Origin of the sequence: Azospirillum thiophilum, assembly GCF_001305595.1 — a bacterium.
Classification (GTDB): Bacteria; Pseudomonadota; Alphaproteobacteria; order Azospirillales; family Azospirillaceae; genus Azospirillum; species Azospirillum thiophilum.
Genome location: NZ_CP012401.1, coordinates 2,510,159 through 2,532,924 on the forward strand (window position 1 = coordinate 2,510,159; position 22,766 = coordinate 2,532,924).

Annotated in this window: 24 protein-coding genes; 8 read left to right on the top strand and 16 right to left on the bottom strand. The window is 68.1% G+C overall.

Translation table 11 applies throughout. The annotated features are described in order from the left end of the window. Positions 1–27: 27 nt before the first annotated feature. The 9 genes from AL072_RS11610 to AL072_RS11650 form a co-directional block, all read right to left on the bottom strand. The gene (locus AL072_RS11610) at positions 28–1,287 is read right to left on the bottom strand and encodes an EAL domain-containing protein (RefSeq protein ID WP_245636666.1); all 1,260 of its coding nucleotides are present in this window, start codon (positions 1,285–1,287) and stop codon (positions 28–30) included. Positions 1,288–1,569: 282 nt separating this feature from the next. Beyond that, positions 1,570–2,760, bottom strand: a complete 1,191-nt coding sequence (gene rnd / locus AL072_RS11615) for a ribonuclease D (protein ID WP_045580193.1) — start codon at positions 2,758–2,760, stop codon at positions 1,570–1,572. Positions 2,761–3,268: 508 nt separating this feature from the next. Beyond that, complete coding sequence (locus AL072_RS11620) at positions 3,269–4,498, bottom strand: molybdopterin molybdotransferase MoeA (RefSeq protein ID WP_045580192.1); 1,230 nt, start codon at positions 4,496–4,498, stop codon at positions 3,269–3,271. A gap of 4 nt (positions 4,499–4,502) precedes the next feature. Beyond that, a complete protein-coding gene (gene moaC, locus AL072_RS11625) occupies positions 4,503–5,018 on the bottom strand; it encodes a cyclic pyranopterin monophosphate synthase MoaC (protein ID WP_045580191.1) in 516 nt (171 codons plus the stop codon). Then, on the bottom strand, positions 5,015–5,512 hold the full coding sequence (locus AL072_RS11630) for a GNAT family N-acetyltransferase (RefSeq protein ID WP_045580190.1): 498 nt from the start codon (positions 5,510–5,512) through the stop codon (positions 5,015–5,017). The genes moaC and AL072_RS11630 overlap by 4 nt, the downstream gene beginning before the upstream one ends. A gap of 46 nt (positions 5,513–5,558) precedes the next feature. Beyond that, on the bottom strand, positions 5,559–6,362 hold the full coding sequence (trpC, locus tag AL072_RS11635; protein ID WP_045580189.1) for an indole-3-glycerol phosphate synthase TrpC: 804 nt from the start codon (positions 6,360–6,362) through the stop codon (positions 5,559–5,561). After that, on the bottom strand, positions 6,362–7,396 hold the full coding sequence (gene trpD, locus AL072_RS11640) for an anthranilate phosphoribosyltransferase (RefSeq protein WP_045580188.1): 1,035 nt from the start codon (positions 7,394–7,396) through the stop codon (positions 6,362–6,364). Before trpD ends, trpC begins: the two co-directional genes overlap by 1 nt. Next, positions 7,393–7,989, bottom strand: a complete 597-nt coding sequence (locus AL072_RS11645) for an anthranilate synthase component II (RefSeq protein ID WP_045580187.1) — start codon at positions 7,987–7,989, stop codon at positions 7,393–7,395. The genes trpD and AL072_RS11645 overlap by 4 nt, the downstream gene beginning before the upstream one ends. Before the next feature lie 180 nt (positions 7,990–8,169). Next, on the bottom strand, positions 8,170–8,622 hold the full coding sequence (locus AL072_RS11650) for an STY0301 family protein (protein ID WP_045580186.1): 453 nt from the start codon (positions 8,620–8,622) through the stop codon (positions 8,170–8,172). Positions 8,623–8,761: 139 nt separating this feature from the next. Between AL072_RS11650 and AL072_RS11655 the strand changes: the two genes are divergently transcribed. From AL072_RS11655 to AL072_RS11665, 3 genes are all read left to right on the top strand, one after another. Continuing rightward, a complete protein-coding gene (locus tag AL072_RS11655; protein WP_245636667.1) occupies positions 8,762–9,907 on the top strand; it encodes a divergent polysaccharide deacetylase family protein in 1,146 nt (381 codons plus the stop codon). Between the two features lie 24 nt (positions 9,908–9,931). Continuing rightward, entirely contained in the window at positions 9,932–10,138 is a 207-nt protein-coding gene (locus AL072_RS11660; protein ID WP_045580185.1) for a heavy-metal-associated domain-containing protein, read from the top strand. Between the two features lie 113 nt (positions 10,139–10,251). Next, the gene (locus AL072_RS11665) at positions 10,252–10,482 is read left to right on the top strand and encodes an FmdB family zinc ribbon protein (RefSeq protein ID WP_045580184.1); all 231 of its coding nucleotides are present in this window, start codon (positions 10,252–10,254) and stop codon (positions 10,480–10,482) included. A 33-nt stretch (positions 10,483–10,515) separates the two neighbouring features. Here the strand turns inward: AL072_RS11665 and AL072_RS11670 are convergent, their stop codons facing one another. Further along, positions 10,516–12,504 (bottom strand): lytic transglycosylase domain-containing protein, encoded by a 1,989-nt coding sequence (locus tag AL072_RS11670; protein WP_045580183.1) that lies wholly within the window; start codon positions 12,502–12,504, stop codon positions 10,516–10,518. 36 nt (positions 12,505–12,540) lie between these two features. Here AL072_RS11670 and dapA point away from each other — a divergent pair, with 36 nt between their 5' ends. The 3 genes from dapA to AL072_RS11685 are packed head-to-tail and all read left to right on the top strand — an operon-like array spanning position 12,541 to position 14,976. Then, positions 12,541–13,416 carry a 4-hydroxy-tetrahydrodipicolinate synthase gene (gene dapA / locus AL072_RS11675; protein ID WP_045580182.1) on the top strand — a complete coding sequence of 292 codons (876 nt, stop codon included), beginning with the start codon at positions 12,541–12,543 and terminating at the stop codon, positions 13,414–13,416. 28 nt (positions 13,417–13,444) lie between these two features. Continuing rightward, positions 13,445–13,918 carry an SsrA-binding protein SmpB gene (smpB, locus tag AL072_RS11680; protein ID WP_045580181.1) on the top strand — a complete coding sequence of 158 codons (474 nt, stop codon included), beginning with the start codon at positions 13,445–13,447 and terminating at the stop codon, positions 13,916–13,918. A 20-nt stretch (positions 13,919–13,938) separates the two neighbouring features. Next, the gene (locus AL072_RS11685) at positions 13,939–14,976 is read left to right on the top strand and encodes a class I SAM-dependent methyltransferase (protein WP_045580180.1); all 1,038 of its coding nucleotides are present in this window, start codon (positions 13,939–13,941) and stop codon (positions 14,974–14,976) included. A gap of 25 nt (positions 14,977–15,001) precedes the next feature. On the opposite strand, the gene AL072_RS11690 is transcribed toward AL072_RS11685, so the two are convergent. Further along, positions 15,002–15,985 (bottom strand): aldo/keto reductase, encoded by a 984-nt coding sequence (locus AL072_RS11690; protein ID WP_045580179.1) that lies wholly within the window; start codon positions 15,983–15,985, stop codon positions 15,002–15,004. A 95-nt stretch (positions 15,986–16,080) separates the two neighbouring features. On the opposite strand from AL072_RS11690, the gene AL072_RS11695 reads away from it, so the two are divergent. Next, positions 16,081–16,716, top strand: a complete 636-nt coding sequence (locus AL072_RS11695; RefSeq protein WP_045580178.1) for a TetR/AcrR family transcriptional regulator — start codon at positions 16,081–16,083, stop codon at positions 16,714–16,716. On the opposite strand, the gene AL072_RS11700 is transcribed toward AL072_RS11695, so the two are convergent. The 5 genes from AL072_RS11700 to AL072_RS11720 all read right to left on the bottom strand — a co-directional run bounded on the left by AL072_RS11700 (position 16,688) and on the right by AL072_RS11720 (position 21,191). Then, positions 16,688–17,548: a helix-turn-helix transcriptional regulator gene (locus AL072_RS11700; protein ID WP_045580177.1), complete on the bottom strand. Its 861-nt coding sequence runs from the start codon at positions 17,546–17,548 to the stop codon at positions 16,688–16,690. The genes AL072_RS11695 and AL072_RS11700 overlap by 29 nt on opposite strands. Before the next feature lie 43 nt (positions 17,549–17,591). After that, positions 17,592–18,173 carry a YbhB/YbcL family Raf kinase inhibitor-like protein gene (locus AL072_RS11705; RefSeq protein WP_082108774.1) on the bottom strand — a complete coding sequence of 194 codons (582 nt, stop codon included), beginning with the start codon at positions 18,171–18,173 and terminating at the stop codon, positions 17,592–17,594. Positions 18,174–18,264: 91 nt separating this feature from the next. Next, positions 18,265–19,269, bottom strand: a complete 1,005-nt coding sequence (hemB, locus tag AL072_RS11710) for a porphobilinogen synthase (RefSeq protein WP_063840334.1) — start codon at positions 19,267–19,269, stop codon at positions 18,265–18,267. Positions 19,270–19,387: 118 nt separating this feature from the next. Continuing rightward, positions 19,388–20,278, bottom strand: a complete 891-nt coding sequence (locus tag AL072_RS11715; protein WP_045580175.1) for a metallophosphoesterase family protein — start codon at positions 20,276–20,278, stop codon at positions 19,388–19,390. Positions 20,279–20,297: 19 nt separating this feature from the next. After that, complete coding sequence (locus AL072_RS11720; RefSeq protein ID WP_045580174.1) at positions 20,298–21,191, bottom strand: diacylglycerol/lipid kinase family protein; 894 nt, start codon at positions 21,189–21,191, stop codon at positions 20,298–20,300. A 311-nt stretch (positions 21,192–21,502) separates the two neighbouring features. Here AL072_RS11720 and AL072_RS11725 point away from each other — a divergent pair, with 311 nt between their 5' ends. Further along, positions 21,503–22,564, top strand: coding sequence for an enoyl-CoA hydratase/isomerase family protein (locus AL072_RS11725; RefSeq protein WP_045580173.1), 1,062 nt, complete (start codon positions 21,503–21,505; stop codon positions 22,562–22,564). Positions 22,565–22,766 lie beyond the last annotated feature (202 nt).

The window sequence follows — 22,766 nt, forward strand, 5'->3', positions numbered from 1 at the left end:
AATCTCTGACCCTGACTGGGCCGGGCGTCAATCAACCTTGGCGTGGGCGATGGCTTCGCGGACGCTGACGCCCTTGCGCAGGATGTTGTCCACCGCGCGGCCCTGGACCAGATTGATCCCCATCTTGTGGGCATAGACCAAGCTGGAAACGCTGTCGCAGCGCGCCAGGATAAATTTGCAGCGGTCCTGTTCAGAGATGCGCTCGCGGAAATACTTCTCGAAGCTTGGCTCCATCTCTAGCATGTCGTTGGACCAGAATATCTTGGCGTAGTCCGCGTTCAGGTATTCCAGGTCGAAATTCGTTACCCAGAACGGGTTCAGCCCGTCGACCGCGATCTGATACCGGCGATCTTGCGCGAATTCCACCACCTCGTTGAACAGCGGCAGATTCTCGATCAGGTCGCCCTTCGACACCTCGAGCACCACCTGCCCGCGGAAGTCGATCGGCAGCCGTTCGTCGAACTTCACGAAGCCGGTGGAGATGACGGTGGACAGGTTGATGTTGATGCCGATCCGCCGTCCGCGCATGAAGCTGAGTCCATGGTTCAGTGCCCGCAGCACCGACTGGTCGAGGTTGGCGGTGAAGTAGTTGAACAGCCACTTGTTGGCTGTGATGTCGTAATCCGGACAGAGCCGCTCCTGCAGCAGCTTGATCGAGATGTAGAGCTCATAATACTCCATGTCGGCTTCGCCGCCGCCGATGTTGGCGATGCCCTGGTTAAACAGGAAGGGCGACAGGTCGAACATCTGCATCGAGCGTTCGAGCTTGCCCAACTCTTCCAGGGTGATCGGCGGCTTGGTCTCGGTGACGTGGTGGCCCGTCTCCGTCGCCTGCAATTCCTCGATGAAACGGATGACGTTGATGAAGTTCAACGCCAGTTCCATAATGGAATAAAGCGAATATTCCTTGTAGGGATTCGGCCCGGTCAGCGTCGTCTTTGACAGGAAGACCTGCTCCACCGTCTGGCAGACGTCGGTTACTCCGGTCAGCTTCAACCCCTTGTAGAGGACGATGACGTCGCCATTGGATATGTTGAAGGATTGGAGGTAGGACGCCTTGCTCGCCAACTCCTGGATGATGCTGCGCACCATCATCTGGCCGGTAGGGTCGCGATCCTTCAGCAGCGACAGGTGCATGTGGATCAGGCGCATGCCCTGCAGCTCGTTCTTGGCGGACCGCAGCAGGTTCAGCAGCTTGTCATTGTCGAACTCGGGCTTCTGATCCTTGGCGGCGGCGACGGCAGCCTGCTTTTCCGTGGTGGAAAGCCGGACACGGTCCCGTCCCATCGGTGGTCTGCCGCCAAACCTGCTCATCGGTGCTTCACTCCCAAAACAAGCCTCGCGCCTGCCAACCATCCGTATCGCCGGCTGCTCATTATCGCGGCAGCCTTCATTCCCGGCCTGGGGCACGAGACCCCGACCGCATGGTCGCCGCGCAGATCCTGCGGAGCCGAACCTATGTTAACTGTAACTGTCCTTAAAAAGCCCTTAAGGACCAAGTCCGGGCATCGCCATGCCCGGATCTCCGCAAAGGCGATGCAATCATCGAAGCGACGCCATCCGAAAAGGTCAAGTTTCCGATTCGGCCGGCACGGCAACCGGGCGCGGTTCCCCAGCAGGAACGATGCGGACGCGACGTTCGATGACCGCCAAACCGATCTTTCCGTGCTTCAGCGCCAGCGCATCATTGCCGAACAGTTCGCGCCGCCATCCCTGCATCGCCGGAATATCGGCGGAATCATCGGCGGCCAGCGCCTCCAGATCGGCCGAGGACGCCACCAGCTTCGCCGCGACGTTGTTCTCGTCACACTTCATCTTCAGCAGGACGCGCAGAAGTTCGACGATGGGCTGCAGTCCGGGCGGCGGCTCCTCGCGCGGTTCGACGCGGGGCAGGGCGCTGTCCGGCAGGTCGAGTCCCGCCTGCACCGCAGCCATCACGTCGGTCCCTTGCCGCCCTTCGGCGAAACCGCGGCCGAGCCCGCGGGTGCGGGCGAGGTCGTCGACGGTGGTGGGGGCGTGGGCGGCGATCTCCAGCAGCGCCTCGTCGCGCAGCACGCGGGACCGCGGCTGATCCCGGCGCTGGGCCTCACGCTCGCGCCACGCCGCCAGCTCCTTCAGGATCGCCATGAAGCGGGGCTTGTTGGTCCGGACCTTCAGCCGCATCCAGGAACTTTCCGGATCAACCCGATATGTCTTCGGGTCGGTCAGGATCGCCATCTCTTCCTCCAGCCAGTGCGACCGGCCGGACCGCGCGAGGCGGCGCTTCAGCTTCTCGTAGGCAGGGCGCAGGTGGATGACGTCGGAAAGCGCGTAGGTCAACTGCCGCTCGGTCAGCGGGCGGTGCGACCAGTCGGTGAATCGGCTGGACTTGTCGATGCGGGCGCCTGCCAGCTTGGTGACCAGGGTCTCATATCCGACGCTCTCGCCGAAGCCGCAGACCATCGCGGCGACCTGGGTGTCGAACAGCGGGTGCGGAATTTGACCGGAAAGGTGCCAGAAGATTTCCACGTCCTGGCGGGCGGCGTGGAACACCTTGAGGACCGACGCATCGCTCATCAGCGCGAACAGAGGCGTCAGGTCGATTCCTTCCGCCAGTGGGTCGATGGCGACCGCACTGTCGGGCCCGCCGATCTGGACGAGGCACAGTTGGGGCCAATAGGTCTTTTCCCGCAGGAACTCGGTATCGACCGTGATGAATTCGGCCCCTGCCAGTGACTGACAGAAGGCCTGCAGGGCGTCGGTTGTCGTGATGAGCGTCATGGTTGCTTCATACACGACCGTGCGGGCGCGTGAAAGTCCGCCGACGCACCGGCTGGCGTGTGGACGCATCGAGACCCAAGGGGGGAGGCGCGGACGGCGATTTTCAACCGGGGCTTAGCGGCGCGGTCTGCCGCTGGCTGGTCAGGCTCAGGCCGCGATGCCGGGCCTGAAACGGGCCTGTCTGGAGGCTCATAGCGTTCATCAAGCATGAGCCGGGCTGACTGTCCTTAGGACAATGCCATGGCGGATAGCTTCATCACGACGCTCAAGACCGAATAGATCGGCGGCCGCACTTATGCCGACATCGTCCCGGCACGGGCCTGCATCGATTGCTTCATTGACAAGCTGTATAATTGACAGCGATTCCCCGCGCTTCGATGTCGGCGATCTTGCGTCGACGGGTGCCAGCGAGCAAAACATACAGGATCCTCCGCGGTGAAAAGCAGGTCGAACCTGGGTATCACGACAGCCGGATGCCGGTAAGAACGGGATGAAAACTCCTGAAATATCAGAGACTTAGCACGCCATCTATCAGAGGTAGCACTGTAACCACTGCTCCGGCCGGCTCCGGGTCGGCGTTGGGTAGCCGGGGGATCAGGCAATCGGCCTGGGCATAGAGCGAGGTGAGGGCGCTGTCCTGCCGGGCGAAGGGGGTCACTGTTAGGGCACCGTCGCCATCTGCCGCCAATGTTGCACGGAGATAGTCCTCGCGGCGGTCGTTGGCCCGCAGCCCGACAGTCAGGCGGGCGCGCAGCGGCAGCCGGTCGTCCTCCGGCGGCAGCCCCTGCAGGACACGCAGGATCGGCCGCAGGAACAGCAGTGCGGTGACGCCGGTGGAAACCGGGTTGCCGGGCAGCCCGAGCAGCGGCACCGCCCCGGCCCGGCCGAACATCAGCGCCTTGCCCGGCCGCATCGCCACGGCCTGCACGTCGAGCGCGACGCCGCTTTCCGCCAGCACGTCGCGCACGAGGTCGTAGTCGCCCTGAGCGGCGCCCCCGGTGGTGACCAGCAGGTCGCAGCCGGCCGCCCCCTTCGCCATGGTCGCGACGCTGTCCGCCGTATCCTTGGCGACACCCAGATTGTGGGCGAGGCCGCCCTGTGCGGCAATCAGCGCGCACAGGCCGAGCGCGTTGGTGCTGACGATCTGGCTCGGCCCAAGCGGGTCGCCGGGCAGGGCGATCTCGTCGCCGGTCGCAAGCACGGCGATCCGCGGCCGGCGATGCACTGTCAGCCAGGGTACGTTGCCGCCGGCAGCCAGCGCGATGTCGCGCGCGGTCAGGCGCCGTCCCTTCGGCAGCAGTTCCTGCCCGGCGGCGAAGTCGAATCCGGCACGGCGCACGAAACGGCCGGCGGCAACCGACCGGCCGACCCGGACGACGGCGTCGTCGGCGTGGCAATCCTCCTGCATCACCACGGCGTCCGCGCCATCGGGCAGGGGAGCGCCGGTGAAGATGCGCACCGCGTCGCCCGCGCCGACGCTGCCGGCGAAGGCATGGCCGGCGGCGGATTCGCCGGAGCGCCGCAACGGCACCGGACGGTCGGCGGTCGCGGCGGCAATGTCGGCGGCGCGCACCGCCCAGCCATCCATCGCTGCGGCATGGAAAGGCGGCTGGGTCAGGCGGGACACCACCGGCTCGGCCAGCACGCGCCCCAAGCCGTCGGGCAGGGCGACCGTCTCCGCCGGCAGGGGGGCGAAGGCCGACAGGATGCGGGCACGCGCCTCCGCAACGGAGATCATGGCATCAGGCTCCGGTTGCCGGCGGCGTGGCGGATATGGAGGATGTGGCGGCTCCCCATTCGCCGCTCTTGCCGCCGGCCTTGTGCAGCAGGCGCACGTCGGTGATGGTCATGCCGCGGTCCACCGCCTTGCACATGTCGTAGACGGTCAGCGCCGCGACGGTGACGGCGGTCAGCGCCTCCATCTCCACGCCGGTCTGTCCCTTCAGCTTGCAGGTGGCGGTGAGGTCGACCGCGTTGCGCGCCGGGTCGCAGGACAGATCGACCTTGACCGAGGTCAGCATCAGCGGATGGCACAGCGGGATCAGGTCCGGCGTGCGCTTGGCGCCCATGATGCCGGCAAGCCGGGCGACCGACAGCACGTCGCCCTTCTTCACGCCGCCCTGCATGATCAGCGCCAGTGTCTCCGGCTGCATCAGCACGGTGGCGGCGGCGGTGGCAGTGCGTTCGGTGTCCGCCTTGTCGGAAACATCGACCATCACTGCCTTGCCCTCGGCGTCGAAATGGGTGAAGCCGCTCATGCGACGGTCTCCGGCACGGGATGTGGCACAGGGATGTTCAAGGGCTTTTCCATGAAGACGCTGACCCCGTTCTCTTCATAGCAGGCGTAGGGGCCGCGGTCGGTGAAGCCGGCCTTGCGGTAGAGGGCGAGCGCCTCGTGCTGGTGGATGCCTGATTCGAGGAGCAGGGCGGTCAGGCCTTCCGCCCGTGCCTGCTCCTCCAGCCGGGCCAGCAGCCGTTCGCCGATGCGGTGGCCGCGGGCTGCCGGGTCGACGAACATCCGCTTGACCTCGCCATAGCCGGCCGGATCGACCCGCAGGGCGGCGCAGCCGGCCGGCAAGCCGTCCTTGCGGGCGACGAAGAAGCGGACATCCGGCGCTTCCAGGGAGTCGATGTCCAGCAGGTGGCAGGTATCGGCCGGATAGAGGTCGAGCAGATAGCGGTCGAGCGCAGCGACCAGGGCGATCACGGCGTCCTGCCGTGGGCTTTCCGCGGCGATGACGATGTCCGGCATCCCTCGCACTCCTCCATTCACGCCAAGCGGGTCAGGCCATCGGGGTTCAAGCAGCTGCCAGCAGCGCACGGGTCGCCGCCGTGACGTCGGCCTGCCGCATCAGCGATTCGCCGACCAGGAAGCAGCGCGCCCCGACCTTCGCCATGCGGGCGAGGTCGGCCGGGCCGTAGAGTCCGCTTTCCGCCACCAGCATGCGGTCGGCCGGCACGTTGGCCGCCAGTTCCTCCGTCGTCGCGATGTCGACGGCCAGGGTCTTGAGATTGCGGTTGTTGATGCCGAGAAGCGGCGTCCTCAGCAGCAGCGCCCGGTCGAGCTCGGCGCGGTCATGCACCTCGACCAGCACGTCGAGCCCCTGGGCGATCGCCGCATCCTCGATCTCCGCCGCCTGGGCGTCGGACAGCGAGGCCATGATGATCAGGATGCAGTCGGCCCCCAGGGCGCGGGCCTCGACGATCTGGTAGGGGTCGATCATGAAGTCCTTGCGCAGGACCGGGAGGTCGACCGCGGCGCGGGCGGCCACCAGATATTCGTCGCAGCCCTGGAAATAGGGCTCGTCGGTCAGCACGGACAGGCAGCTCGCCCCGCCATCGCGATAGGCGCGGGCGAGGGCCGGCGGGTCGAAGTCGGCGCGGATCAGCCCCTTGGATGGGCTGGCCTTCTTGATCTCGGCGATCAGCCCGTAGCGGCCGGCCTCGACCGCAGCGCCCAGCGCGCGGATGAAGCCGCGCGGCGGGTCGGCCTCGGTGGCGGCCCTGGCGGCGGCCTCGACCTCCGACAGCGGGCGGGCAGCCTTGCGGGAGGCCACCAGCGCGCGCTTGTCGGCATTGATGCGGGTCAGAACGTCGCTCATCAGGCCAAAGCCTCGTTGGTGATGGCGACCAGCCGGCGCAGGCGGTCGCGGGCGCCGCCGCCGTCGATGGCGTCGGCGGCGAGGGCAACGCCGTCCTTCAGCGTCGCGGCCCGGCCGGCCACGATCAGGGCGGCGGCAGCGTTCAGCAGCACGATGTCGCGGTAGGGGGTGCGCACCCCGTCGAACAGGGCGTGGATCGCCGCGGCATTGACCTGGGCGTCGCCGCCCTTCAGATCCTCGGCCCTGGCGCGCGGCAGGCCGGCATCCTCCGGCGTCACCTCGAACACCGTGACCTCGCCGTCCTTCAACTGGGCGACGGTGGTCGGGCCGGTGGTGGTGATCTCGTCCAGCCCGTCGGAGCCATGGACGATCCAGGCGGCCTCCGAGCCCAGCCGCTTCAGCACCTGGGCCAGCGGCTCCACCCACTGCCGGGAGAAGACGCCCAGCACCTGGCGTCTTGCGGTCGCCGGGTTGGCGAGCGGCCCCAGAAGGTTGAAGATGGTGCGGGTGCCCAGCTCGACCCGGGTCGGGCCGACGTTGCGCATGGCGAGATGGTGGCGCGGCGCCATCAGGAAGCCGATGCCGGCGTCCCACAGAGCCTTGCGCACCAGCGGGAAGTCGCAGTCCAGATTGACGCCGAGCGAGCCCAGCACGTCGGCGGCGCCCGATTTCGACGACATGGCGCGGTTGCCGTGCTTGGCGACCGGCACGCCGCAAGCCGACACCACCAGCGCCGCGGCGGTGGAGATGTTGTAGGTGCCGGCACCGTCGCCGCCCGTACCGCAGGTGTCGATGGTGCCCTCTGGCGCCTCGACCGGGATCGCCTTGGCGCGCATGACGCGGGCAGCGCCGGCGATCTCGTCCACCGTCTCGCCGCGCACACGCAGCGCCATCAGGAAGCCGCCCATCTGCGACGGGGTGGCGTTGCCGGACATGATGATGTCGAAGGCGAAGCCGGCCTCGGCCTCGGTCAGGGCGGCGCCGGTGGCGACCTTGCCCAGGATGGCCTTCATGTCGTTGAGGTCGCCGCTCATGCCGCCGCACTCTCCATGCGCGGACCGGTCAGGTCCAGGAAGTTGCGCAGAATCTGGTGGCCATGCTCGCTCTCGATGCTTTCGGGGTGGAACTGAACGCCGTGGATCGGCAGCTCGCGGTGGGCCAGCGCCATGATCAGGCCGTCGGCGGTCTCGCCGGTCACCTCCAGGCAGGCGGGCAGGGTCGAGCGCTCGACGATCAGCGAATGGTAGCGGGTGGCGCGGAACGGGCTGGGCAGGCCGGCCAGCACGCCGCGGCCGTCATGCCGGATGTCGTCGACCTTGCCGTGCATCGGCACCGGCGCGCGGATCACCCGGCCGCCGAAGGCCTGGCCGATCGACTGATGGCCCAGGCACACGCCCATCAGCGGCAGCCGCGCCTTGGCGGCGGCGTCGATGAGGGGCAGGCAGATGCCGGCGCGGTCGGGATCGCAGGGGCCGGGCGACAGCACGATTCCATCGGGGCGCAGGGCAAGCGCCTCGTCCACCGACAGGGTGTCGTTGCGGCGGACCTGCACGTCGGCGCCAAGCTCGCCCAGGTAATGGACGAGGTTGTAGGTAAAGCTGTCGTAATTGTCGATGAGCAGCAGCATGCGCCTTCCGCCTTCCACCTTCGGCCGTATCGTCGTATCGCGCCCGATCCGGTTGGACCCGGACCGGGGCGGGGCCGTTCCGGCCCTGTTCCAACGACGGACACCCTAGCCGCTGAGGGGGCGGATTTCCAGCCTCCGCGCATGGCGCAGGACCGACAGCGGCACCGGGGGATGATTGGGTCAGCGGCAATCGAGCCGGGGCGGCGTCTTCGGCTCGTCCAGGACGGCGCCGCGAATGTCGGTCTCCAGCGTCAGGGTACAGCGGCGGATGCTGCGCGGCAGGTCGGCGGCCAGCGTCGCCTGGGTGTCGCGGTAGCGGCAGACCAGGAAGACGGTCTCGCGCCGTGGCCCGGCGAACTCCCAGACCTGGAGCAGGTTGCGCCCGCGCCGCACCTCCCGGTCGGGCGCAAGGGTGGCGGGGGCGGCGGACGCCATCTGGGCGGCGCGGTCGCCCTCGACGATGGAGACACCGGCAAAGCCGTGGCTGTCGCGCCCTGGGTAGGGCGACCAGCCGCCGGGGGCGTCGGGCTGCGCCTGCACGGTCAGGCTCGCCGGGCAGTCCAGTCCTGCGGCCGATGCCGGAGTCGCGGCGGCGGCCAGCACGAGCGCAGCAGTGACAAGGATGGGACGCATCGGACGGACTCCGGGGAGTAGGGCTTGGCCGGGGCAGGGGCCGGATGGGGAATCCTGCGCCGACCGCTATGGTCTTGTGCCGTTTGGGCGATTGCGGATGCCGGGACGGGGTGCCACTGTGCGGCGCCCCGGTCGCAGGATGGACGTCGTCACCATGGCCCGCAAGGCGCCTTCGAAAACCCGCAAGTCTCCGCTCCCGCCCTTTCTGTCCAACCCCTTCGTCCTGGCGTTGGCCGCCGTCGCCGCGGTGTTCGCCGTGGCGATGGGGGTGGCAACCCTGACCGGCGGCCGGTCGGGAGGCGAGCGCGCCCAAACGGCGCCGGTGCAGCAGGCCGCCGTACAGCCTCCGCCGCTCCCAGCGGTCAAGGCCGAACCGACGGCCGCCGCCAAGCCTGCTGCCGCCCAGCAGGCGGCAGAGGGAGCGGCAGAGGGACCGGAGCAGGCCATGTCGGAGAAGCCGGCCCAGCAGGCCGCCGAACCGCGCCCGCCCGTCACCAATGTTGCGATGCTGCCGCCTCCCAGCCCGCCGGCGCTGCCGACGGTCCAGGCCCCGCCCGGCAACGCCGCGCTGTGGCGCCGGAACGCCTTGCCGACCGAGGTGCCGCCGGGCAGGCCGATGATCGCCATCGTCATCGACGACATGGGGCTGGACCGCAAACGGTCGACACGGATGGCGGCGCTGCGCGGCCCGCTGACCCTGTCCTGGCTGCCCTATGCCCGCGATCTGCCGGCGCAGGCCGGATCCGCCCGCGCCAACGGGCACGAACTGATGCTGCACATGCCGATGGAGCCCAGCGTCAAGGCCGACCCCGGCCCCAACGCCCTGCTGGTGTCGCTGGACAAGGGCGAGGTCATCAGGCGTTTCCGCGCCGCGCTGGACAGCTTCGACGGCTATGTCGGGGTCAACAACCACATGGGCAGCCGCTTCACCGCCGACCGCGCGGCGCTGGCTCCGGTGCTGGCCGAACTGCACCGCCGCGGCCTGCTGTGGCTGGACAGCCGGACCACGCCCAACAGCGCCGGAATCGGCCTTGCGCGGGAATTGAAGATGCCCTGGGTCGGCCGGGACATCTTCCTCGACAATGTCGAGACGGTAGCAGCGGTGAAGGCCCAGCTGGCGAAGGTGGAGCAGACGGCGAGGCACCAGGGCTATGCCGTCGCCATCGGTCATCCGCACGATGCGACAATCGACGCTCTGGCATCCTGGCTGCCGGAGGTGCAAAAGCGTGGCTTCGTACTTGTCCCGGTCAGCGCCGTGGTGCGGATGCACCATGCCGGTGGCTGACCCGGAGCCGATGGAGCTTTGACGATGGCCGATGCGTACAAGGTGGATGGGATGACCTGCGGCGGCTGCGCCCGCTCGGTCTCGAACGCGATCACCAAGGCGGCGCCCGACGCCGCCGTCACCGTGGACCTTGCCACCGGCACCGTGCTGGTCGAGGGCGGCATCCCGGCGGACACCGTGCGCGAGGCGGTCGAGGCCGCCGGCTTCGATTTCGGCGGGCCGGCGGCGTAGAGCTGCGCCGCTTGCCCTGTCTTGAGTGCGGCGCAACAAAGCCGTTTTAAATTTATGGTCTTTGCAGGATAATCGGGCCGGCGCGATCCGCCCGACCGTCCAGCGAGGTCCCGATGCCGCTCTATAGCTACCGCTGCAACGACTGCGGCCATGGGTTCGAGACCCTGGTCCGTTCCGGCGACACGCCCGCCTGTCCCTCCTGCGGCAGTGCCGGGCTGTCCCGCCAGATGTCGAACGTCGCGCCGGAGGGCAAGTCCGGCGCCGTCGTCCAGTCGGCCCGCCGGATGGCGGCCAAGCAGGGGCATTTCAGCAATTACGGGCGGTCGGAACGGCCGAAGGGGTGAGGGAAACTCCGCCGCGCCTTGCCGCGGCTTCCCCTACCGCCGCAAGTCGCGGTCCAGGTTCGGTTCCGCCCGGTCGCCGTTCAGCCGGGCGCGGTAGACCTGCACGGCCTCCAGCACGCGCTGAACATAGTTTCGGGTCTCCGAGATCGGGATCAGCTCGATCCAATCGACCACGTCCACCGCCTCGGTGCGGGGATCGCCATAGGTCTGGATCCATTGGCGCACCCGGTTCGGCCCGGCATTGTAGCCGGCGATCGCCATCACCCAGGAGCCGTTGAAGCGGTCGATCAGGTCGGCCAGATAGGCGGACCCGAGCGTGATGTTGTAGCCGGGATCGGCGGTCAGCCGGGCGTTGGTATGCTTCAGCCCCAGCTTGCCGGCCACCAGCTGCGCCGTCGCCGGCATCAGCTGCATCAGCCCGCGCGCACCGGCCGACGACACGATGGTCGGGTTGAAGGTGCTCTCCTGCCGGATTATGCCGTGGACCAGCGCAAGTTCGGGCGCCGCCGGGCGGGCGTCGATCATCGGATAGCCGGCATCGACCAGGAACACCTCGTTCTGCGCGGCGTCCTTGGCGGCGGCGACGGCGAGGTCGCGGCGGCCGACCTCGCTCGCCAGCCGGGCGGCCAGCACATAGTCGGCCGGGATCTTGGCATCGAGGCTGACGCGGCGGACGAAGCTGCCCAGCCGGTCGTCGGTGCTGCCGCCGATCTCCGCCAGCAGGCGGGCGACACGCACCACCTCGCGCTTGTTGAAGGTCGCCGTGTCGGTGCTCGACACGGCCGGCGGCGGGGGCAGGGCGACGCTGCCGCCGGAGACATGGCGGAAGGCGAGCTGGCCATAGAAGGTGGTGGGGTAGGTCGCCGCCTTGGCGTACCAGTCACGCGCCGGCCCGGTCTCTCCCAGCGCTTCGGCGGCCCGGCCGCACCAGTAGGCGCCGCGTGCCTTGCTGATCGGCGCGGTGACCGAGCGAAAGAGCTTGTGGAAATGCGCGAAGGCCTCCGACGGCTTGTCGAGGAAGCGCAACGCCAGGAAGCCCGACAGGAACTCCGCGTCGGCGAAGGCGCTGCCCTCGCTCATGCCGTTGGTGCTGACCAGCCGGTAGGCGAGGTTGTGGTCGCCGCGCTCCATCGCCCGGCGGGCCAGCAGATGGCGCTCCGACCACCAGGATTGCGGCCGGCCCATGTCGTTGCCGGCCTTGGCGATGATCTCCAGCGCGCCGGCATCGTCGCCGCGGCGGCGCAGATAGCGGGCGCGGTCGAACATCAGGCCGGGATCGTCGCGCAGGGCCGGGGTGACGCGCGACAGCGCCGCCTCGGCGCCGGCGCTGTCGCCGTCCAGCGCGATGCGCGCCTCGATCAGCGTGTCGTACGCCTCGTCGAAGAAGGGCAGCATGCGGCGCACCGGCGCCTCCTGCCTGGCCCAGAGCAGCCGGTCGATGCGGGCCTTGTGGTCCTGCTGGCGCAGATAGGGGGTATAGCGGGCGAGGAAGGTCGCCTCCTCGTCCGCGCCCAGGATGGAGTCGGCCCAGCGCTGGCGGATCAGGGTGGTCGCCCGCTCCACGCTGCCGGTGGCGATCAGCGCGTCGGCGTAGCGGACGAAGCCGTCGTTGGTCTGCGGCGGGTTCTGGCGGAACCACTCCACCACGTCGGCGGGCGGCAGATCCGGCATCGCCATTTCCGCCTGCCGGCGCAGTCCCGCCATGTTCGGCCAGTCCGGATTTTCGCGGACGAAGGCGGCGATGTCGGCGAAGCTGCCGCCGCCGGGGCTGGCCAGCGCCATCCAGCGGATGACCTTGGCCGGCAGCGGGTCACGTGCCTGCGACGCGACGCCCTGCGCCTCGGCCAGTCTATCGCCGTCGGCCAGCTTGAAGGCTTCGCGATAGATCGCGATGTCCTGGGGGCTCAGCGCGGCTGCCGCCGGAAGGGCGCCGGGAAGCGCGGCGATCAGGGCGAGGAGACCTGCGAAAACAGCGGTCCGGGCGCTCTTGCCGATGACGGCGGGGAGGGATAATGTGCGCAACTCTTTTTTCCAGCTAAGCCGACTGAGGAGGCAGCCATGTTCCACGGTTCCATCGTCGCCCTTCTGACTCCGTTCAAGGGCGGGAAAGTGGACGAGAAGGCCTTCCAGTCCTTCGTTGAGTGGCAGGTCGCCCAGGGTACCCACGGTCTGGTGCCCTGCGGCACGACCGGCGAGTCGCCGACCCTCTCCCACGAGGAACACAACCGCGTCGTGGAGCTGTGCATCGAGGCGGCCGGCGGCAAGGTCCCGGTGATGGCCGGAACCGGTTCCAACTCGACCGACGAGGCGATCGCGCTGACCCGCCATGCCAGGCAGGCGGGCGCGCAGGCGGCGCTCGTGGTCACGCCCTATTACAACAAGCCGTCCCAGGAAGGTCTGTACCAGCATTTCAAGGCGATCCATGACGCGGCGGATTTGCCGATCTTCATTTACAACATTCCCGGCCGCAGTGTCGTGGATATGTCTGTGGCGACGATGGCGCGGCTGGCGAAGCTGCCCAACATCGTCGGCGTGAAGGACGCCACCGCCGATCTGGCCCGCCCGTCGCGCCTGCTGCAGGATGTCGGTACCGACTTCATCCAACTGTCGGGCGAGGACGCCACCGCGCTGGCCTTCAACGCGCAGGGCGGGGTGGGGTGCATCTCGGTGACCGCCAACATCGCCCCGGCGCTGTGTTCGGCCATGCAGACTGCCTGGGCCGAGGGCGACCTCAAGGAGGCCTTCCGCCTGCGCGACGTGCTGGCCCCGCTGCACGATTCGATGTTCGTGGAGACCAGCCCGGCCCCGGTGAAGTTCGCCGCCAGCCTGCTCGGGTTGTCGACCGACGAGGTCCGCCTGCCGCTGGTCACCGCGACCGATACCGCCCGCGCCGCCGTGCGTGCGGCCATGAGCAAAGCCGGCCTGCTGTCCTGACGGATGGCGGGGCCGCAAGGAGAGAGACTTGGCGACGCGCGAGGAAGCAAAGAAGTTCGCGGCACAGAACCGCCGCGCGCGATTCGACTTCTTCATCGACGATGTCCTTGAGGCCGGCATCATGCTGACCGGGACTGAGGTGAAGTCGCTGCGGGGCGGCCGTGCCAGTGTGAACGAGGCCTATGCCGGCCTGAAGGGCGGGGAGCTGTTCCTGTTCAACGCGTACATCCCCGAATATCTCCAGGCCGGCCGCATCGATCAGCACGAGCCGAAGCGGCCGCGCAAGCTGCTGGTCCGCCGCCGCGAGCTGGACAAGCTCGCGGCCGGCATCAAGCAGAAGGGCGTGACGCTGATCCCGATGTCGGTCTATTTCAACGACCGCGGCATGGCCAAGGTCGAGATCGGCGTCGCCACCGGCAAGAAGAAGCACGACAAGCGCGAAAGCGATAAGGAGCGCAGCTGGCAGCGCGACAAGGCGCGGCTGATGCGCGACAAGGGCTGAAGGCAGGGGACTGAACCAAGGTGTCACGTCTGGACAACCGGGCCACCGACCGCGACTCGACCGTCGCCGCCGTGGCCGCCGAAGCCCTGTCCGAAATCCGTCCCCAGGGCCGCCTCCTCGTCGCCTTCGACAGCGACGGCGGCATCGCCGAGGCCCTGCGTGACGGCGGGGCGGAGGTCGTGGCATGGAACCGGCTCGCCAACGGCGGGCAGGCTGCGACGGCGTGGCCGGCGGAGGGTGCCTTCGACGGCGCGGTCCTGCGCCTGCCGCGCGGCTGGGCCGGATTCGGGATGGCGCTGCATGCGCTTGCCTCGCGCCTGCCGCCCGGCGCCCCGCTGTGGATCGCCGGCGGCAACGACGAGGGCATCACCAGCGCACCCAAGCATTTCGACGATCTGGCTGCTGAGCCGCAAACGTTGATCGTCAAGCGCCGCGCCCGCCTGCTCCAGACCCGCCGAACCGATGCGCCGGCACGGGGCGATCTGGAGGATTGGCGGGAAACCGTCACCCTGACGCTGCCCGACCGGACGCCTCCCGATGGCGCTCTGGATCTGGTCTCCTATCCAGGGCTGTTCGCCCACGGTCATCTCGATGCCGGTACCGAATGCCTGCTGAAGGTGCTGCCCGAGGTCGCGGCCGGTACCCGCGTGCTCGATTTCGGCTGCGGCGCCGGGGTGATCGCCCGGGCTGTGTACGAGCGCCAGCCCGATGCGCCGCTGACCCTGCTGGACATCGATGCGGTCGCCCTGCATGCCGCCCGCCGGAATGTGCCGGATGCCGAACTGGTGCTGAGTGACGGCCTGTCCGGCCTCGGCACCCGCGAACGATTCGGCCTCATCCTGTCCAATCCACCGCTCCACCGCGGCAAGGACGAGGATTTCGGCATGCTCGACGCGCTGGTTGCGGGGACGAAGCAGTATCTGAAGCTGCGCGGCACGCTGGTCGCGGTGACGCAGCGGACGGCCGGCGTCGGCAAGCTGTTCAAGACCGCCTTCGGTCACAGCGAAATGCTGCTGGAAACCCCGCAGTTCCAGGTCTGGGCCGGGAGCCCGAAATAACCTTTCGGCGCCGCCGAGTGCCGGCTCAGACGTTCACCCCCTTCATTCCCTCCGCCGTATAGCGCTCGCCTGCCGCCGCCCCCGGCGGCAGCGCGTCGCCCAGCGCCTTGACCTCGGCATCCGTCAGCGTCACCGCGGCGGCGGCGACATTCTCCTCCAGATACTTGATGCGCTTGGTTCCCGGGATCGGCAGGATCTTGGGGCCCTGGGCCAGCAGCCAGGCCAGGGCGATCTGACCGGCGGTGCAGCCCCTCTGCGCGGCGAGCGCCTTCACCCGCTCGACCAGCTCCATGTTGCGGTCGAGATTGCCGTCGGCGAAGCGCGGCGCGACGCGGCGGAAGTCGTTTTCGGCCAGCTGCTCGCGGCTGGTCACCGTGCCGGTCAGCATGCCGCGGCCGAGCGGGGCGTAGGCGACCAGCGACACTCCCAGCTCGCGGCAGGCCGGCAGTACCGCGGCTTCCACGTCGCGGGTCCACAGCGAATATTCGCTCTGCACCGCAGCGATCGGATGCACGGCATGGGCACGGCGAAGGGTGGCGGCCGACACCTCCGACAGGCCGAGCGCGCGGACCTTGCCGGCCTTCACCAGATCGGCCATGGCGCCGACGGTTTCCTCGACCGGCGTATCGGGATTCACGCGATGGGCGTAATAGAGGTCGATGGTCTCGACCCCCAGCCGTTTCAGCGAGGCGTCGCAGGCCTGGGCCACATAGGCGGCACTGGTGTCGATGCGGCGGGCATAGTCGCCGGGCCGGCGGACGATGCCGAACTTGGTGGCAACCGCCACGCGGTCGCGCTTGCCGGCCAGGAAGCGGGACAGCAGGGATTCGTTATGGCCAGCGCCATACATGTCGGCGGTGTCGTAATGGGTAACGCCGAGCTCGAATGCCCGCTCCAGCGTGGCAAGCGACTGGGAATCGTCGGTCGGTCCGTAGAACTCCGACATGCCCATGCAGCCGAGCCCGATCTCGCCGACGGAAAGAATGCCACCGATGTTGCGCTGTTTCATCGCTTTACCCCTCCCATGCCGCGGCCGGGGGGATTACCCTGGGGGCCGGCGGCAGGCATTACACTACACTGTGCAGTGTATTTCGAGGGCGGGGAATGTCAACGGTTCATGCGGTGCGGGGTTCGGCGAAAAGGGATGCGGTGGTGGAGGCGGCGACCCGCGCCTTCCTGACCCATGGCTACGAGGCATCGTCGATGGATGCCATCGCCGCCGATGCCGGCGTGTCGAAACGCACCGTCTACAATCATTTTCCTGGCAAGCGGGAGCTGTTCCGGGCGGTGGTCGCCGGCCTGTATGAGGGATTCAACAGCGACGGCGGCCAGACCCTGCGCCATGACCAGCCACCGGAACAGGCGTTGCCGGCCTTTCTGCGCTCGCTGCTGGCCCATATGGGCCAGCCTGAGGTCCAGGGCCTGCTGCGGCTGGTGATCGCCGAACACCAGCGTTTTCCCGAACTGACGCAGGATTATCTCGAGGGCAAGAGCCAGACCTATTCGCTGCTCAACGCCTATATCACCGCGCAACATGCACGCGGATCGCTCAACGCGCCGGATCCGCACATGGTGGCGGCGCAGCTGCTGGGCGGGCTGAAGGAGATGCTGTTCTGGCCGACCATGCTCGGCCTGCCGGTCACCGCCGACCCAGAACGGGTGATCGCCGATTCGGTGGCGGCGCTGGTCCGCGCCCATGGTGGTGGCCGGGTCAGCGCCCCCGCAATTCCGATGGATTGACCCCGACCGCCGCGCGGATCCGCCTGGCGAAGTGGGAGCGGTTGGCGTAGCCGCAGGCTTCCGCGGCCTCCTGCACGCTCAGCCCTTCGCGCTCCAGCAGATCGCGTGCATGGGCGACCCGTTCCTCGGTCAGGATGCGGCGGACCGAAAAGCTTTCTTCCGCCAGCCGGCGGCGCAACGTGCCGGCGCTGAGATTCAGCGCGCCAGCGACCAGCGCCGCGGACCAGGGCCGTTCGGGCTGGGTACGCAACAACTGGCGCACCGCATCCGCCGTGCCGGTCGGCGCCACCGGGCCGAGCCACCAGACGCCGTCCTCCAGCATGGCCAGCAGAACCTCCATGCAGCGATGGTCCGCCAGCCTGGGAGGAAGCGGCGGATCGGCGGTCAGCCCGGCAGCGGCGTGTTGGATGGCATCGGTGAGGGCAGCCGTCAGGGTGACATGCCAATCCCGCGGCCGGGCACGCGGCGTCAGACCTTCGGTGCCGTGGGCCCGCAGCAGGCGCCGCACCATTTCGGCCGGAAACTCCAGCACCAGGGCGCGATAGCGGCCGGAGTCGCCGGGGTCGTTCACCACCGAACCACACCAGCCCGGCGGCAGCAGCATGGCGGTGCCGGTGGAAAAGCGGCGGGTGATGCCGGACCCGTCGGTCAAGTCCTTGGCACCCTCCAGCACCATGATCAGTGCCGTGCGCCCGATCCGAACGTCGGCCAGACGTTCCCGGTCATGGGCGACGAAGGACCACAGCTCCGGCCGATGCGGCCGGTCGCCTCCGCCCGGACGAAGGTCGCGGGCGGCGAAGCGGGACAGGCGGGCGAGGAGGTCGGAAACCATGGCGATCATCCTATGGCCGGGGACGGCGGGCGATCAACGACCCTCAGCGGCCGTAGCGGGCCGTCAGCGTGGCCTTGGCGAGGCTGGCGGCGTTCAGGTTGAAGCCGACCATGGCACCGGACGCATCGGCCGGCAGCGGCAGACTGTCCACTTTCAAGGCGTGGACCGTAACGACATAGCGGTGCGGCTCGTCGCCCTGCGGCGGGCAGGGACCGCCATAGCCGAGTGTGCCGAAATCGGTGCGACTTTGCACGGCGCCCGCGGGCAGGGCAGGCTTCGCCGGATCTCCGGCCCCCGCCGGCAGGCCGCGGCTGTCGGCCGGCAGGTTGAACACCACCCAATGCCACCAGCCGCTGCCGGTCGGCGCGTCGGGATCGTAGACGGTGACGGCGAGGCTGCGGGTGCCGGCGGGCGGTTCGGTCCAGCTCAGGGCCGGGGACCGGTTGCCGCCGCTACAGCCGAATCCGGCGAAGACGTTCCGCTCCGGGATCGGTGAATTCCCGGTGAAGTCAGGGCTGCGCAGTTCGAAGGCCGCCGCAGGCGCGGCAGCGGATAGGGCAGCCAGCAGAATGGCCGCCGGCAGGATCGGACGGGCAAACGTCATGAAGGGGGTGGGGCGGACCATCGGGCGTCTCCATGCTTGGGGAATGCCCGGACGATACGGGGCTACGGATCGCCCCGCGGCCCCGGTCGGCTCAAATTCGGCTCCGAACCGCTCAGCCCTGCCTGAGCAGCTTCGCCGCGTCGACCGCGCCATAGGTCAGGATGGCGTCGCAGCCGGCACGCTTAAAGCCCATCAGAGTCTCCAGCAGAGCCTTGTCGTAGTTCAGCCAGCCATTGCCGGAAGCCGCGCGCAGCATCGCGTATTCACCGGACACATGGTAGGCGAAGGTCGGTACCGCGAACTCGTCCTTCACCCGGCGGATGACGTCGAGATAGGGCAGGCCGGGCTTGACCATCACGATGTCGGCCCCCTCCTGGAGGTCGCAGGCGACCTCGCGCAGCGCCTCGTCGGTGTTGGCCGGGTTCATCTGGTAGGTGGTCTTGTCGCCCTTCAGGAAACCGCCCGAATTCACCGCGTCGCGGAACGGCCCGTAGAAGGCCGACGCATATTTGGCGGCATAGGAACAGACGCGGGTCAGTTGGTAGCCCTCGGCATCCAGCATGTCGCGGATGGCGCCGATGCGGCCGTCCATCATGTCCGACGGGGCGACGATGTCGGCGCCGGCCTCCGCCTGCGACAGCGCCTGGCGGATCAGCACCTCGACGGTCTCGTCATTCTGGATGTAGCCGTCGCGCAGGATGCCGTCATGGCCATGGCTGGTGTAGGGGTCGAGCGCGACGTCCCCCAGAATGCCGACGTCGGGGGCAGCCGCCTTCACCGCGCGGATCGCGCGGTTCATCAGGTTGTCCGGCCTGTAGGCCGCCGCCGCATCCTCGGACTTGGCGTCGGAGCCGACGACCGGGAACAGCGCGACGCAGGGGATGCCGAGCGATCCGGCCTGCGAAACCGCCTCGCACAGCAGATCGATGGTCAGGCGTTCGACCCCGGGCATGGAGGCGACCGGTTCCCGCCGGTTCTCGCCCTCGATCACGAAGACCGGCCAGATCAGGTCGTCGACGGTCAGCGTGTTCTCGGCGACCAGGCGGCGGGTCCAGGCATCGGCGCGGTTGCGGCGCAGACGGGTGCGCGGGAAGGCGGCGGGCAGGGAGATCGGCATCGGGGAAACCATGCACTTAGAGCGAGTGGGGCGATCCTACGCCTTCCCGGATCGTGAACTCAAGCCGCCGGGTCGGCCGGCGGTCCCAAAGGACCATTGCGGCAGCCTCGCGCGGGCGTCATGCCCTGTCGGCCAGGCCGCTTCCCCGCATGCCATTTTCCTGGCCGGCGCCGCCCACGGGGCGGAAGCCGGTGTCCTGCGCCTGGAGGGTCCAGCGCTGGCCATGCTTGCGGTAGGAGGACACCAGCCCGCCCATGAAGGCGGCTCCCTCCCACGACCGCACCTCGAACGTCACGTCCGGATGGGCGACGGTGATCAGGTTGTAGGCGTTCGCCTCGTTGCGCAGGCGGGTGGAGGTCGCGGTGGAGGCCTGGGCGACCAGGATCGAGCGGGCGATCTGGGTATGGAAGCTCATGATGTCGCCCGAATAGGCCTTGTGCAGATGGCCGGCCAGCAGCAGGTCGACGCCGCAGCTTTCCAGTGCAGGCAGTGCCAGCTTGTGGCGGCCAACCAGACGCGTTCCGGGCAGGTCGGGTGGTGGCAGGAAAGGGTGGTGGGTGAACAGCACCTTGAACATGGTGTCCGGCATGTCGCTGAACACCTCGCGCACCCGCTTGATCTGGCGGCGGTTCATCCGGCCTTCGGAAAAATCCATGATGACCGGGCGTGCGGTGTTGATGCCCAGCACGGCCATTTCATCGTCGATGTGCAGCGGGCTGAGATCGGTGGTGATGTAGCGCCGGTAATGGCCGAACGGATTGGTGAAGCGCCGGAACACATTATAAACCGGGATGTCATGATTTCCCGGTACGACCAGGTAGGGAAAGGGCAATTTCTCCAGGAAAGCGCTCGCCTCCTTGAAATGGCGCGGCTTCGCCCGCTGGACGAGGTCGCCGGAAATGACGATCAGGTCGGGCGCCTGGGCCGTGAGGTCGGCAAGCAGCCCGTCGACGACGCGATGATCGATCCGCCCGAAATGCAGGTCGGAAATATGAGCGAGCCGTTTCACGCCGTCTTCATCCTCTATCTCAGCCTGGAGCCAGAACCTTCAGGGCACCTGGGAGAATCCGATAGTGGAGCGGAGCCTCCAGCTTCCGGATCTCGCCGTCGTTGACCATCTTCAGATGATGGCGGCGGCTGTGGACGGTCAGGCTGGTGACCGCATAGGTGTCCAGCGCCTCGTCCTGTTTCCAGGAACCGGCGATCAGCCGTCCCATCAACCGCAGCATCGCCAAGGCGTTCCGCTCGCGGGCGACATAGACTCCCAGTTTTCCCGCATCCAGCGCCTGACGGGTCAGGACCAGCCCGAACCCCTCGTCGTAGACGTTGTTCGACACGACCAGGATCGGCGTCCGCATGCGCCTCGGTCCATCGCCCCAGTCCAGCCGGACATCGAGCATCGGCAGCCGATACAGCGTCTTCGCCAGCGCCAGGGCGGCGCCCGGCCATTTCAGCAGTCGGTGTTGCCGGCGTTGGCGTTCTCGTTCCTGCACCACCGCCGGATAGAATCCGAGTATCGAGCTGTTGGTGTATGGCTCGCCATTCACCTCGGCGATGTCGATGGCGCGAACCCGGCCGGCGGCCAGGGCCTCGGCGGCGGCCTCCAGTTCAAGAGGAACATGAAGATCACGGGCCAAGAGATTGAGAGTGCCGAGAGGAATCACCCCAAGTGTCTTGCCGGTCGGCAGTGCCAGCTTCACCGCGCTGTGCAGCGTGCCGTCGCCACCGCCGACCACCAGCGTCTCGGCATCGGAGTCCAGAACCTTGCGGATCGTCTGGGTGCATTCGGCGCCCTCGACCGCATGCAGGTCCACCGTCGCGCCATGCTTCTCGAATGCCTTGCGGATCGCCGTCTCCGCCCCGTCGATCGGGCGGCCGACCAGCGACCCCGCCTGCCGGTTGAGGATGATCCCGACTTTCATTGCTCACCGTGGAAAATCTGGTGCGGCAGGAGGGAAATCGGCATGGGGATCGGGCCTTCCGTAGGGCTGTTTCGCAAAGCTGGTCGCCAACAGATGTGAGCGTGGGCGCAACGGTCCAAGGGGTGAGATGTTCCCAATCCGCGCCACGCCCACGAACGGGAACATCCGGAGCCGTATGGCCGGTTTGACAGAAGCGCCCACTCCCGTATCATCGTTGCCGGCCGATCTTCCGCCGTCCGATGCATCGCAGAGGTGAAGGAGCCGGCCCGCCACCGCCCGATACCCACCGATAACCGAGAAAATACAATACGATGAGCGACGTCGCTGAGATTTTGTTCGAACGCCGGGGCGCCATCGGCCTCGTCACGCTCAACCGGCCGAAGGCGCTGAACGCGCTGACTCTCGGCATGATCCGGCTGTTCGATCCGCAGCTGCGGGCCTGGGATGCCGATCCCGAGGTCAAGGCCGTCGTGATCCGCGGCGCAGGGGAGAAGGCGTTCTGCGCCGGCGGCGACGTCGTCAGCCTGTACGAGGCCGGCAAGGCCGCCAAGGAGGGCCTGGGCGACAGCGCGCCTGTGCGCGCCTTCTTCAGCGAAGAGTATGTGCTGAACCGCCTGATCAAGCGGTTGTCCAAGCCCTATGTAGCCCTGATCGACGGCATCTCCATGGGCGGCGGCGTCGGCCTGTCCGTGCATGGCACCCACCGCATCGTCACCGAGCGGACGCTGTTCGCCATGCCGGAAACCGGGATCGGCCTGTATCCGGACGTCGGCGGCACCTATTTCCTGCCGCGGCTGCCGGGACAGGTCGGCATCTGGCTCGGCCTGACTGGCGACCGGCTGAAGGCGGCCGACCTGATCGCCATCGGCGCGGCCGACGCCTTCGTGCCGAGCGGCAGGATTGATGCGCTGATCGACGATCTGGCCGCCGGCATCCCGGCCGACGAAGCGGTCGCGTCCCATCGCGGAGAGGCGGGTGAGGCGACGGTTGCCGCGATTCGCGCCGTCGTCGACCGTTGCTATGCCTTCGATGCGATCGAACCCATCGTCAAGGCGCTGGAGGCAGAGGGGACGGAGTGGGCAGCGGGCCAACTGGCCACCCTGCGCCGGGTGTCGCCGACCAGCCTCAAGGTGACCCTTGCCGCCCTGCGGCGCGGGGGCAAGCTGGATTTCGAGGCCTGCATGGTGCAGGAGTTGCGCCTCAGCCTTGCCTGTCTTGCCGGCGACGACTTCTACGAGGGGATCCGCGCCGCCTTGGTCGACAAGGACAGGAACCCGAAATGGAAGCCGGCCGGGTTGGCCGATGTCGGCCCGTCAGACGTCGAGCGCCACTTCGCGGAACCGGCCGGCGGCGATCTGGTCTTCCGCGACTGAGGGAAACCGGTCGAAAATCGTTGGATTTCCCATCCGGATTTCCGCTTCGCCGCCAAATCCCGTCCGAACGCCGAGGTTCGGGCGGGAAGGTCGCCCAACTCGGGGCAGAACAATGGGTTGTGCCGGACTTTTTCCGGAATTATTAGGATGATTGCCGACGAATGATCGGTTAATCTCCCTTTAAGGTCCCGGTATCGTCCTT

Coding starts and splice junctions, on each gene's coding strand:
- AL072_RS11610 (WP_245636666.1), bottom strand. CDS start 1,287: ATGGGACGGGACCGTGTCCGGCTTTCCACCACGGAAAAGCAGGCTGCC.
- rnd (WP_045580193.1), bottom strand. CDS start 2,760: ATGACGCTCATCACGACAACCGACGCCCTGCAGGCCTTCTGTCAGTCA.
- AL072_RS11620 (WP_045580192.1), bottom strand. CDS start 4,498: ATGATCTCCGTTGCGGAGGCGCGTGCCCGCATCCTGTCGGCCTTCGCC.
- moaC (WP_045580191.1), bottom strand. CDS start 5,018: ATGAGCGGCTTCACCCATTTCGACGCCGAGGGCAAGGCAGTGATGGTC.
- AL072_RS11630 (WP_045580190.1), bottom strand. CDS start 5,512: ATGCCGGACATCGTCATCGCCGCGGAAAGCCCACGGCAGGACGCCGTG.
- trpC (WP_045580189.1), bottom strand. CDS start 6,362: ATGAGCGACGTTCTGACCCGCATCAATGCCGACAAGCGCGCGCTGGTG.
- trpD (WP_045580188.1), bottom strand. CDS start 7,396: ATGAGCGGCGACCTCAACGACATGAAGGCCATCCTGGGCAAGGTCGCC.
- AL072_RS11645 (WP_045580187.1), bottom strand. CDS start 7,989: ATGCTGCTGCTCATCGACAATTACGACAGCTTTACCTACAACCTCGTC.
- AL072_RS11650 (WP_045580186.1), bottom strand. CDS start 8,622: ATGCGTCCCATCCTTGTCACTGCTGCGCTCGTGCTGGCCGCCGCCGCG.
- AL072_RS11655 (WP_245636667.1), top strand. CDS start 8,762: ATGGACGTCGTCACCATGGCCCGCAAGGCGCCTTCGAAAACCCGCAAG.
- AL072_RS11660 (WP_045580185.1), top strand. CDS start 9,932: ATGGCCGATGCGTACAAGGTGGATGGGATGACCTGCGGCGGCTGCGCC.
- AL072_RS11665 (WP_045580184.1), top strand. CDS start 10,252: ATGCCGCTCTATAGCTACCGCTGCAACGACTGCGGCCATGGGTTCGAG.
- dapA (WP_045580182.1), top strand. CDS start 12,541: ATGTTCCACGGTTCCATCGTCGCCCTTCTGACTCCGTTCAAGGGCGGG.
- AL072_RS11690 (WP_045580179.1), bottom strand. CDS start 15,985: ATGAAACAGCGCAACATCGGTGGCATTCTTTCCGTCGGCGAGATCGGG.
- AL072_RS11695 (WP_045580178.1), top strand. CDS start 16,081: ATGTCAACGGTTCATGCGGTGCGGGGTTCGGCGAAAAGGGATGCGGTG.
- AL072_RS11700 (WP_045580177.1), bottom strand. CDS start 17,548: ATGGTTTCCGACCTCCTCGCCCGCCTGTCCCGCTTCGCCGCCCGCGAC.
- AL072_RS11705 (WP_082108774.1), bottom strand. CDS start 18,173: ATGGTCCGCCCCACCCCCTTCATGACGTTTGCCCGTCCGATCCTGCCG.
- hemB (WP_063840334.1), bottom strand. CDS start 19,269: ATGCCGATCTCCCTGCCCGCCGCCTTCCCGCGCACCCGTCTGCGCCGC.
- AL072_RS11720 (WP_045580174.1), bottom strand. CDS start 21,191: ATGAAAGTCGGGATCATCCTCAACCGGCAGGCGGGGTCGCTGGTCGGC.
- AL072_RS11725 (WP_045580173.1), top strand. CDS start 21,503: ATGAGCGACGTCGCTGAGATTTTGTTCGAACGCCGGGGCGCCATCGGC.